Annotated in this window: 10 protein-coding genes; 6 read left to right on the top strand and 4 right to left on the bottom strand. The window is 60.9% G+C overall.

The window, feature by feature from the left end:
- Positions 1 to 74: 74 nt before the first annotated feature.
- The 3 genes from WEG36_10995 to WEG36_10985 form a co-directional block, all read right to left on the bottom strand.
- A complete protein-coding gene (locus WEG36_10995) occupies positions 75 to 1,664 on the bottom strand; it encodes a recombinase family protein (GenBank protein ID MEX1258132.1) in 1,590 nt (529 codons plus the stop codon).
- On the bottom strand, positions 1,661 to 1,843 hold the full coding sequence (locus tag WEG36_10990; GenBank protein ID MEX1258131.1) for a hypothetical protein: 183 nt from the start codon (positions 1,841 to 1,843) through the stop codon (positions 1,661 to 1,663). The genes WEG36_10995 and WEG36_10990 overlap by 4 nt, the downstream gene beginning before the upstream one ends.
- Positions 1,844 to 2,027: 184 nt before the next feature.
- Positions 2,028 to 2,606: an AraC family transcriptional regulator gene (locus WEG36_10985; GenBank protein ID MEX1258130.1), complete on the bottom strand. Its 579-nt coding sequence runs from the start codon at positions 2,604 to 2,606 to the stop codon at positions 2,028 to 2,030.
- 294 nt (positions 2,607 to 2,900) lie between these two features.
- Here WEG36_10985 and WEG36_10980 point away from each other — a divergent pair, with 294 nt between their 5' ends.
- From WEG36_10980 to WEG36_10955, 6 genes are all read left to right on the top strand, one after another.
- On the top strand, positions 2,901 to 4,211 hold the full coding sequence (locus WEG36_10980) for a hypothetical protein (GenBank protein ID MEX1258129.1): 1,311 nt from the start codon (positions 2,901 to 2,903) through the stop codon (positions 4,209 to 4,211).
- Positions 4,212 to 4,353: 142 nt separating this feature from the next.
- Positions 4,354 to 4,698, top strand: coding sequence for a helix-turn-helix transcriptional regulator (locus WEG36_10975; protein ID MEX1258128.1), 345 nt, complete (start codon positions 4,354 to 4,356; stop codon positions 4,696 to 4,698).
- 18 nt (positions 4,699 to 4,716) lie between these two features.
- Positions 4,717 to 5,211, top strand: a complete 495-nt coding sequence (locus WEG36_10970; protein ID MEX1258127.1) for a hypothetical protein — start codon at positions 4,717 to 4,719, stop codon at positions 5,209 to 5,211.
- A gap of 80 nt (positions 5,212 to 5,291) precedes the next feature.
- The gene (locus WEG36_10965) at positions 5,292 to 7,454 is read left to right on the top strand and encodes an N-6 DNA methylase (GenBank protein MEX1258126.1); all 2,163 of its coding nucleotides are present in this window, start codon (positions 5,292 to 5,294) and stop codon (positions 7,452 to 7,454) included.
- Positions 7,455 to 7,504: 50 nt separating this feature from the next.
- Complete coding sequence (locus WEG36_10960) at positions 7,505 to 8,791, top strand: hypothetical protein (GenBank protein ID MEX1258125.1); 1,287 nt, start codon at positions 7,505 to 7,507, stop codon at positions 8,789 to 8,791.
- Positions 8,742 to 9,137, top strand: a complete 396-nt coding sequence (locus WEG36_10955; protein MEX1258124.1) for a hypothetical protein — start codon at positions 8,742 to 8,744, stop codon at positions 9,135 to 9,137. Before WEG36_10960 ends, WEG36_10955 begins: the two co-directional genes overlap by 50 nt.
- A 328-nt stretch (positions 9,138 to 9,465) precedes the next feature.
- Here the strand turns inward: WEG36_10955 and WEG36_10950 are convergent.
- The coding region (locus tag WEG36_10950) for a DUF2326 domain-containing protein (protein MEX1258123.1) at positions 9,466 to 10,708 on the bottom strand (1,243 nt) is incomplete at its 5' end.

Raw genomic sequence — 10,708 nt, 5'->3', positions numbered from 1 at the left:
CCGCCCCCCCCCCCCCCCCCCCCCCCTCTCTCGTTCTCCGGTAGACATGGGGACATTGGGGCCTTCTGGAGGACCTAGGCGGCTCGCTTCTTCTCCTTCACCAACCTCTCAATCTCTCGGATTTCCTGAGCTAGCAACTCGAGGTCCGAGATCTCTTCACCCGAAAAGGTTCGATTACAGCGCACTTGGGTGCACCATTCTGAAATCTGGCCCGCGCCGAACCACTGGCGTAGCGGTTTCCTGGCTTCAATGCTGAGCATTTTCTGGTTCAGGTTGAGGTTCGATCCGGCCGCCAGCACGATTCTCCGCTGAACGTTTTCGTCGCCCAGAGAAAACCACTCGGCGGCTCTGTTGCCGAACGAAAGGATGGTTTTGAGAGGTTCGATCCAGGCTAATTCCTTCGCCACTTTCTCTGCGTTTTCTCGCAGCCGGAGCTCGCGTAGTCCCAGCTCTTGGTTTCGCTTCACGAATTCCTCGTCCGGGAGGAGGTCCCTCACGCGGAGGTCCACGAGATTGGATTTCTCCTTCGCGAGGTCTGCGAGTCCCTTCTGGAGGCTCATTTTTGTCGTCCCATCCACGGTGGCTTTATGGGGCGGATGAAGATCCATTGCCTTGGCCACCTGGGCCTGGACTTTGAGGGGAACCGCGAGGGTCTTTAGGAACGCAAGGATCTGCCATTCGAGGTCGCGTAGGGAGATTGAAGGCTCCCGGCACCGATCCGGTCCGTGTCCGTGCGTGCAGTGGTAGTAAGTGTAGTGATAGCCGTACCTGTTGGTCTTGTGCTCCGCGGTCACGGCTCGACCGCAGGGGCCACACCGGACGAGGCCGGTGAACGCGAACTTCCGTTTTGTCGGCCTCTGGATTCCAGGGTGGCCCAACTTCTCCTGGACGTTGTCGAATTCGGCGATGGAGATCATCGGCTTGTGTTTTCCGGAGTACATCTTCCCACCCCACATGACAATCCCCGCGTAGAACGGGTTCTTGAGCATCGCATACATCACGCTCACGGACAGCGGTGTTCCACCGGAGTTCCTGGATTTCCGGGTCCGAAGTCCCCATTCGTCGTTCGCGATGCGGCGAATCTCCTCTACGGTGTTCGCCCCCTGGATCATGAGGCGCCAGATTTGCTGGACGAGGAGGAACCTCTCCGGGTCCGGGATAATCTCCCGGCTTACGGGATCGTTCAGGTAGCCGATCGGAGGACGTGAAGGAAGCCAACCGTTCTCGGCCTTCGTCCGCATACCCCTTTTCACGTTCTCGGTGAGGGAGTCCACGTAGTACTTGGAGAAGCCAAAGAGGAGGGAGAGCATGAGTTTGCCCTGAGAGGTGTTTTCGAACCCGGCGGTGGCGAAGCGAAGGTCCTTGAGACGTCCGGTATCGAGGAGGTGGATGATCCTTCCGCCGTCCACGGAATTTCTCGCCAGGCGGTCCGGGTGCCAGGCCACGATCCCCTCGGCCTCGCCCTTCTCGATTCTTCCGAGCATCTCCTCGAAGACCGGCCGGCCGGGGGTCTTGGCGCTCATGGACTCCTCAAACACACGGACGATCAAGACTTCTGGCCATGCGGCGGCCAGGCGCTCCATCTCGCGCTTCTGGGACTCAAGGGAGAGGATCTGGCGGTCCTCGGCCTCGCTCGATTTTCGGCAGTATAGGAAGTACTTCATGTCGTGGGCGGTTCTTCGATCTTCGGGGGCACCTCCCCCGGAAGGGGCTGCGAGAGGATCCAGATGATCTCCACCATCCGGACGAGCTCTCCTTTGGCGTCCTCAAGGGAAAGGGTTTCCCCGAACTCCTCCGTCCAGGCGTCCCTGAATTCCCTCACGAGCTTCTCCGGAAGATCCATCCTTCCATTCTGGAGCCTGAGGAAGGCACGGAGGAGGAGGGATGGGTAGACGCCTTGGCGGGAGTCTCATGGACCATCGTGCCATGAGAAGCGCCTTGATGTCGAGGGAGGGGCGTGGCGTGGGTCCCGTCGGCCCCGCCATAAAAGAAAAGGGAGCCAAGGACGAATCCTCGGCTCCCCACCGTCACGGAGACGACTTCGAGAAAGAACGTGCCGGGCCGACGCGGAGCTCCCGCCCGCAGGTGGGGCAGGGCGGGGGCTCGGGCTCCTGGAGGGAGACTCTCCCTTCAGCGAGCTCCGCCTGAAGCCATCCTTCGGCCAGGACCGTGAGGTCCCTGGTCCGGGCTTCGGTGGGACGCATCCCGGTGAGTCGCGCGATGGTGTTCGAGTACCCGAACGGGTCCGGCCATCCGGTGGCTCTCGCCGCCCGGTCCATGGTCCAACCCGTCTCCCGGAGGGTCCGGGTGGTGCGGAGCACTCTTCCGAACGCGAGCACTTGTCTCGGATGTGGGATACCGGCCCGCATGGTGCGTCGACCGAGCGTCCGCCGGCTCATATGGAGGAGCTGGGCAATTCGGGTCACGCTCATCCTTCCGTTCTCGTGCGAGACCTCAAGGAGCCGGCGGAGCAACCACCCACCATCGCACGTGGCCGCGAGTCCGCGGGACTGCAGATACCCTACCACCTCTCCGACCCAGTCTTCTTGGGAATCCGGAGTGGCGGTCGCTCCGTTTCGGAGACCATCGGTCATGGGAATCATCATCCTTCCTCCATCTGGGCGTTTCGTGACCGGCGCCGAGGGTGTTCGGCGCCACCCGCATTGTCCCAGAGCGGGGAGAGGAGCCCAGGCGGGCGATTCCGCTGGAAACGTCGGGATGACCCGTCCTACTGCGAGCGTGATCGGGGTGGGGGAGCGAAACGCGGTGGGGAAGGGAAGGGCGGTTCAGCGGTGCGAAGCACAAGGAGGGGCGAACGTGCCGTACCGGGAAGGCGAAACGGACGGAAATGATGAAACAGCCCGGCTTCAGCCGTCCGCACGCCTTGCTACGATGGCGGGATGTCCCCTACGCCTACATCTCGGAATGGTCCTAAGCCGATCCTCTCCGCCGTCCTCGAGGACGGCGTCCTAGTCGAAACGATCTATCGTCCGAAGACCGGGAAGACGGCACTTCTGCGCTACGATCGCGGAGAGATTTCAGAACACGACACCCTATCCCTCCCCCGCCTCGGGCGCGTCGCGCCCTACGCCGCCACAAACAACCTACTGGAACACCGGGTCCTTCTGCTTCCCTCCAGCGCGACCGAGTGTGGTACGGTGACCGAACTCCTCTCCGAGGTCCGCGCCTTCATCCACCGCTACGCGGATCTCGGGGACTCCTTCGAAGAGGCGGCGAGCCTCTACGTGCTCCTCTCCTGGGTCTACGACGCGTTCTCGGAGCTCCCCTACCTGCGGCTCAAGGGCGACTACGGAAGCGGAAAGACCCGGTGTCTCCAAACGATCGGCTCCGTAGCCTACAAGCCGATGTTCGCGAGCGGCGCCTCGACCGTCTCGCCCCTCTTCCGGATGCTCGACTCGATCGAGGGCACCCTCGTCCTCGACGAAAGCGACTTCCGGTTCTCGGACGAGCGGGCCGAGATCACAAAAATCCTGAACAACGGAAACGCGCGGGGATTCCCCGTCCTACGAAGCGAGGCCACCCCTCAGAAGGAGTTCAACCCGACCGCATTCAACGTCTTCGGCCCGAAGATCATCGCCACGAGAAAGTCCTTCGAGGACCGGGCGCTGGAGAGCCGCTGCATCACCGAGGCGATGTCCGGAAGACCTCCTAGGGCGGACATCCCTCTGAACCTGCCTCCAGCGTTCCACGAAGAAGCTCTGGAGATCCGAAACCGGCTCCTCATGTACCGATTCCGGATGAGGAACGCTCTTCCCTCAGTGTCTGTGGCAATAGACGAGTATCTGGAGGCCAGGGTGGCGCAGGTCTTCGCGCCGCTCCTGGCCGTCGCACCGGACGAGAATACCCGCGAGCGGATGCGAGACCTCGCCCGCCGGACGAGCGGGGAGCTTTCTGCGGAGCGAAGCGCCAGCGTGGAAGCGCAGGTTCTTGGTATCATTCATGAGATGGACCGCGACGGAGTACCTCTCCGGGTGAAGGACATCGCGGCCCGATTCTCCGAACGACACGGCTCGGACTACCGGCACGAGGTGAGCGCCCGCTGGATCGGGGCGCAGCTCCGCGGCCGTCTCTCCCTCACGCCCGTGAAGTCTCACGGGACGTTCGTCATTCCGGACTCGGACCGCCCCCGGCTGGCCGACCTCTACGAACGATACAGCGTCGGGGGGATGCCACCTGACGATGGCGGATGACCAGGGAAAGGATCGCTCTCCCCCTCCTCCGAACGTCCCCGAAGTCCCCACATCCACCCGGAATCGCGAAATCCCGACGCAAATGGCGGATTCGCCCGCCTCGGCTCTTTGAAAATTGGCCGGTACGCTAAACCGACCCACCATGAACCCCGAACCCCTGAGGACCTATTTGAGGACGAATCGCAAGAAGAGCTGCCTCTCCCAGGAGGAGGTGGCCTTCCTTCTCGGCGGGTTCACCGGGGACACGGTGGGAAAACACGAAAAGGGCGACCGCCTTCCCGCCCTCAAGACCGTCCTCGCCTACGCCCACATCTTCGGCACCGACGTTCCGGACCTCTACCGGGGACTCTCCCACGAGGCCCGGAAGACGGTGGTGAAGCAGGCCAAGGCCCTGCGCCGAAGCCTGAAACGGAAGCCCCAGGACGAACGGATTCGGAGGAAGCTTGAGCATCTCGAAAAGCTCCTCGGGGAGGCTGCCCATGATTAGCTAACTCACATCACCAACATGAAGAAGATCCATCCTTATGCACGCCTGATTTCCATCGTCCCGACCCGGAAGGGGTTCGCGTTCGCGGTTCTGGAAGGCCCACGGAGACTCCTCGATTGGGGGAGCGCCCGGGTCTGGGCCGAGAACGACAAGGAGTTCCTCGCCCGGGTCGAGGGGCTCGTCCAGAAGTACCGAGCGGTCCAGCTCGTGCTTCAGGAGACGTCGGACCGGCGGAATTCTCCGGTGGCGATTCGCAGGCTCAAGAAGCTCGTGGCCTATGCCGCGAAGAACGGCCTCGGGCCACTCACCGCATCCAAGGCCGAGATCCGGAAGACCTTTTCAACAGCGGGATCAAAGAAGCGGGAGATCGCCGCCGGAATCGCCGAGATCTACCCGGAGCTCGAACCCTTCCTGCCGCCCGAGCGGAAGCCGTGGCACAGCGAGCACGACCGGAGCCATGTGTTCGACGCCGTTGCCCTTATCCTCACGGTGGTATGGAGGGAGGCGGGGTGAGTTGCAGTCGAAACCAGAGGAGATATCCTTTACCTTCATCGCAAGCATAGGCACGAGGATCAGAGAGCAAGAGGATCTGATTGAGCCAGACGAGGAAGTCCAGGAAGAAACGGCCTGACGCTGGAAGCAATACCCACACGGTTGCTACCGCGGCCCAACCCGCGCCAGCCGTCACCGTCGAGGGAATCTTGCGTGGAACTGCCCACGCTCTCACGATCTTCAGGCCCGCGACCATCGCGGGCTTGAAAATCTTCCTGAAACGCGGTAGGCCCTACCTGACCTGCTACGCTAGCGGCAAAGAGCGCCCTGCCAAGCCCGAAGAGATCGTCCGGCAACTTTTCCTCAAGATGCTGATGGACGACTACGGCTATCCCGCCGGGCGTATCGCTATTGAGAAGCCGGTGCAGATGGGGTCCAACGTCCACGACAAACCGGCGGACATCGTGATATGGGACAAGGACGACCCCACCGCCGCATACATCATCGTCGAATGTAAGAAGCCTAGACGGTCGGACGGCCTGGAACAACTCAAGAGCTACTGCAACGCGGAGGGTTCGCCTATCGGCGTGTGGACCAACGGCGGCGAAACCATCCACCTGCACCGCCGCAACCCCAACTACTACCAAAATCTTCCCGACATCCCTCTTGCGAGTCAGACTCTATCCGAACTGCTGGACGAACGCTGGACGCTGCACGACCTAGCCGAACACAATGTACTGGTCAAAGAGCAAACGACGTTGAAGAATATCATCCTGGACATGGAAAACCTCGTCCTGGCTAACGCGGGCGTGGATGCGTTCGAGGAAGTCTTCAAGCTGATCTATGCCAAACTGTACGACGAAGCCCAAGCTGCCCAAGGCGGCAAGCAGAAGCGCTACCTCCAATTCCGCGTTGGCGGCGCCACCCCCAGCGAGTTCAAGCAGAGGATCAACGACCTTTTTGACAAGGCCAAGGCCAAGTGGCCCGGCGTGTTTCTGGAAGGCGAGCGCATCGACCTGACCCCCGAGCACCTTGTCACCTGCGGGTCATACCTCGAAAACGTCAAGCTGTTCAACAGCAACCTTCAAGTCATCGACGAAGCCTTCGAATATCTGTCCGTCGAGGTCGGCAAAGCCAAGAAAGGGCAATATTTCACCCCGCGCCATGTTATCGATATGGCCGTGAAGATGCTAAACCCCCTTATCGAGGAATATGTCATCGACACCGCCGCCGGTTCCTGCGGCTTCACCGTCCACAGTATCTTCCATGTTTGGGGCCATGAGTTTACCGCGGATGGTCCCGCGAAATGGCAATCCGACTATGCCAACTCGATGGTCTACGCCATCGACTTCGATCCGAGATCCATCAAGATCGCTAAGGCCCTGAACCTGATCGCGGGCGACGGTCGTACCAACGTCTATCGTGCGAACAGCCTTGACCCGCGCGGCTGGTCGGATGAAGTCAAAGTCGGTTTGCGCGACCGACTGCAACGCTTCCCCAACGATCCGCAGAAGGACCGCTGGAACCGAGAGCATTACCGCTACTTCGACTTCGACGTGTTGCTTACCAATCCCCCCTTCGCCGGCGACATCACGGATTCGCGCATCCTGCATCAATTCGACCTAGCGAAGAAGGCAAACGGCAAGTGGCAGAACAAGGTCGGCCGCGATGTGCTGTTCATCCAGCGAAATCTTGAGTTCCTGAAACCCGGCGGGCGCATGGCGATCGTTTTGCCTCAAGGCCGGTTGAACAACACCACCGATAAGATCATACGCGACTTCATCGCGCACCACGCCCGCATCCTGGCAGTGGTCGGTCTGCACGTCAACACTTTCAAGCCCCACACCGGGACCAAGACAAGCATTCTGTTCGTGCAGAAGTGGAATGATCACCCCGACGCCCCGCCAGCTCTGCGCTGCCCGAAGGCGGAGGATTATCCAATCTTCTTCGCCACCAGTCAGCAAGGCGGCAAGGATACCAGCGGCGAGTATGTCTATCTGACCGACGACAAGGGTCGGCGGCTGTACGATTTGCACGCGCACCCGATGGTCGATCATGATCTTTACAATCTGCGCAACTACTTGGCCGATCAACTCGAGCAGCGTCTGGGCGCCGCAAAGACCGGCACCGAGAAGCAGACCATCCGCGATGCGCACGCAGCCAAGCTACCATTTGTTCCGGACCGCCTCGGCATCGCGGACGCCTTTCGCGATTGGGGTAGGAATCAAGGTTTCGGCTTCTGCGATGACGAAGGTCGCGAATAATGGCGGCGTGGTCGGAGGTCCTGCTGTCTGCCTTACCTGGCGAACGTCGGATGGATGCCGAGTTCTGGCAGCCTTGTTACATCGACAACGCGGCAGTGATTGAGGGGCACCCCCATGTCACGCTTGGGGAACTCGTAACGACGTTCCGAAAGGGCATCTTTCATATCTTGGCGAGTGATTACGTCGAGGTCGGCATCCCGTTCTACCGATCCGCGGACGTGCAAGCGATCATGCCGAGCGACACGAGGCTAGCGTTCATCACAGCGGAGCGAGATCAAGTAGAGAAGAAGACGAGCCTTGAACGTGGCGACATCATGCTTGCAAAAACGGGGAAGCATGGCGCGGCCGTCGTCCTGCGTGAGCGCTGCAATGTGAGCCAAGATGTAATCGCGGCGAAGGTGAAACGCGATGACATCAACCCTTTCTTTCTGGCCGTCTACCTGAACACGAGACCGGGGCAATTGGAGCTTCGCCGCTGGTTCCAAGGCCAGGTCCAAGAGCACCTGTCGCTACCTGATGCGAAGCGCGTAATGGTTCCGCTGCTGCCTAATCAATTGCAGAAGCGCGTACAGCAAACTGTTGAAGATGCAGAGTCGGCATACTGCGATGCGAACCTGCACTACGCCGAAGCGGAAGCATTGCTGGAATCGGCCTTGGAGCTGGACAAGCTGGATCTGACGCCCCAGTTGTTCTACGAGCGATCATACACCGACGTGCAGGCCACCGCCCGCTTCGATGCCGATTACTTCCAGCCCCGGATGCAAAATCTCATCGCGGCCTTGTCCCGCGACGGTCAGACCATTGGTGACATGGCCAAGCTGAGCAAGCGATATTTCAGGGCCGAGGCCGGAGTTGAGTTCCAATACATCGAAATTGGCGACGTGTCCGGGAACGGCACAGCTGACAGCAGCCGAGTTGCCGGGGAAGAAGCGCCCAGCCGCGCGACGTGGATTGTCAAGCCCGGCGACATCATCACGACCACCGTTCGGCCGCTCCGCCGGCTGTCGGCGATCATTACCGAAGAACAGGGCGGCTACGTCTGTTCGTCCGGCTTCGCGGTGCTCACCCCGAAGGACGTCGCGCCGGAACTTCTCCTGGTGTATTTGCGGCTACCGCTGGTATGCGAACTGCTGGACCTGCACACCACTGCGAGCATGTATCCGGCCATTTCCACGGCCGACTTGATGAAGATTTCGATCGTGCTCCCGAAGAAGGCGGACCGACAGAAGATCGTCACCAAGGTCCGCGAGTCCTTCGACGCTCGCCGCGAAGCCCGACGACTGCTGGATGAGGCGAAGGCGATGGTGGAACAGACGATATTGGATATGGCGAGCTAACGGGGTCCATTTGGCGAGTGCGATCCGGACTCGGGTGACTCGGGCCCGCGAGCGACAGCGCACCCGGTGGGATGCGCTTGGAGGGACGAACCCGAGGAGCTCTGACACGGTCGCGAGAGGAGGGACGCCCACCTGGAACGCGGCGCTCACTCCCTCCGGGGTCGCGCGGTGGTGCCGGCTCGAGCGTGAGGGAGCGCGGCTCATGGAAGGCGCGGCGGACCGACTCGGGCTTTCAGCGCGGGGGGTCCACCGCGTCCTCAAAGTGGCACGGACGATCGCGGACTTGGCCGGCGCCGAGCGGATCCAGGACGAGGATCTCGCGGAGGCGGTGCAGTATCGGGGGTGAACGGGGGACCCACGAAGCTCAGGCTAGGACTACGGCACTCAAGCAGAATTGCCTCCGGCGAACCCGGGGCGGTTCAGTTCATGGGGGCTGTTGATGATCATACCTGAGCCTAGCGCGTGGCGCACAGAACCGACCACTGCGTCAGCCAGAGCCGGATCCAGGATGTCAAACGTGGCGTGCCCGGCAGGCCACATAGGCGTCTCCCGGAATCAACTTCAATCGCATGCGTCTCGGCGGGTCACCTGCGCTCGGGTGAGTTGCAGATTTCAACCGCGACTTCCACGCAGTCATCTTCCCGCACGTGTGACCTCACCGGTTGCCGGTACAGCTAGTCCTTCTGGACCCGCCAATCGAGGTCATAGAGCAGGTTGTCGTCGTCGAGCTGGATCGCCCGCCGGCCGCGGAGAATCGCGGCCGCCTCGGGTCCGTACTTGTCCACTTCATCCAGAGCGATGAAGGCCTGCTTCCCGTCCTTGGGGTAGAACCCAACGAGCCGCGCCACAGAGTCGTTCTCAATGTTCTTAAACAGCACCGAGTCGTGAACGAGCACAGGAAGAGGCGTGCGGTCGAATACCGTCAAATCAAAGACCAGCAAGCTGGAGTATGCGGTCCCGGTACCTGTGTCCTCGTAAACTTCGAACGAGTAGTTGGTCTCACCAAGGGTGATCTCTGGGCTCTTTCGTTCGGGACCGAAGACCTCATCAACGATGTCGCGCATGCCTTCATTGAGCTGCCTCTGAATCGCGGCGAGAACCCCCTGACGTGCCTTCGAGAGCTCTTCCTGTAGGCGAGAGATCTCGGCCTTAAGCGCTTGTTCTCCCTCGTACCGCTGGTTCTCGTCGAGCGCCTTCTCGAGGGCTGTGGCAACCTCGTAGACTCTGTCCACGAGGTGCGTCGGCTCGTCGACCGAGTCGAGGGTGCGAGCCATCCTTGACTCGATCGTCTCAATCGCCTCGTTGACCCGTTCGAGTTCTAGCTCAAGGTCCCTCTGCGAAGCTCTCAACTCAGCCCGCAGAATCCGAGCCAAACCGCTATGGAACTCCTCCACCTCCGCTAGCCGGTCTTGGTCGATCTCGGGGAAGAGCTCGATCAGGCCCGTAAAGTGCTTGCTCTTGATGTGTCTGTGATTTGAGAGGTTGTCTCTGCTGCGGCGGAGGCGTCCGTTCAGGTCCGTCCGGACCCGGACCAACTTGTCCCGTTCCAGTTTGAGCTCAATCACTTCTCGATTGACCAACTCCGAAATATTGGTGGCGTACTTCGCTAGATCAGCCTTGATCGCCGATAGCTCGGATTCCAGTGTGGCGATGGTCACCGTGTTCGCCGAGTAGTCTGTCTTCGTAACCTTCGGCACAATGGACTGCCGCTTCGCGGCGTTTAGCGTCTTCCTGCGCTCGAACGCGTGTGAGGAGCGCCGTGCGATGTCCTGAATCTCGCGGAATTGATCGAATGTCTTGACTAGATTGTTGACACAGGTGACCGCTGCTTGCTGATGCGCAGCGTGCAGCGGTCGCTTCACTGTCATTTCCCACGAGCATGACCCCACCGAAGGGCTGAGTTTCTCACGAGCATGA

Source organism: Gemmatimonadota bacterium (assembly GCA_040882465.1).
GTDB lineage: Bacteria > Gemmatimonadota > Gemmatimonadetes > Longimicrobiales > Gaopeijiaceae > JBBEBG01.
Note: the sequence above shows the minus strand (reverse complement) of the source record. Positions and strands in the feature narration are given on the sequence as shown.

Bases quoted from the DNA above. Each gene is read 5' to 3' on its own strand.
- WEG36_10995 (MEX1258132.1), bottom strand. From the start codon at position 1,664: ATGAAGTACTTCCTATACTGCCGAAAATCGAGCGAGGCCGAGGACCGC.
- WEG36_10990 (MEX1258131.1), bottom strand. From the start codon at position 1,843: ATGGATCTTCCGGAGAAGCTCGTGAGGGAATTCAGGGACGCCTGGACG.
- WEG36_10985 (MEX1258130.1), bottom strand. From the start codon at position 2,606: ATGATGATTCCCATGACCGATGGTCTCCGAAACGGAGCGACCGCCACT.
- WEG36_10980 (MEX1258129.1), top strand. From the start codon at position 2,901: ATGTCCCCTACGCCTACATCTCGGAATGGTCCTAAGCCGATCCTCTCC.
- WEG36_10975 (MEX1258128.1), top strand. From the start codon at position 4,354: ATGAACCCCGAACCCCTGAGGACCTATTTGAGGACGAATCGCAAGAAG.
- WEG36_10970 (MEX1258127.1), top strand. From the start codon at position 4,717: ATGAAGAAGATCCATCCTTATGCACGCCTGATTTCCATCGTCCCGACC.
- WEG36_10960 (MEX1258125.1), top strand. From the start codon at position 7,505: ATGGATGCCGAGTTCTGGCAGCCTTGTTACATCGACAACGCGGCAGTG.
- WEG36_10955 (MEX1258124.1), top strand. From the start codon at position 8,742: ATGAGGCGAAGGCGATGGTGGAACAGACGATATTGGATATGGCGAGCT.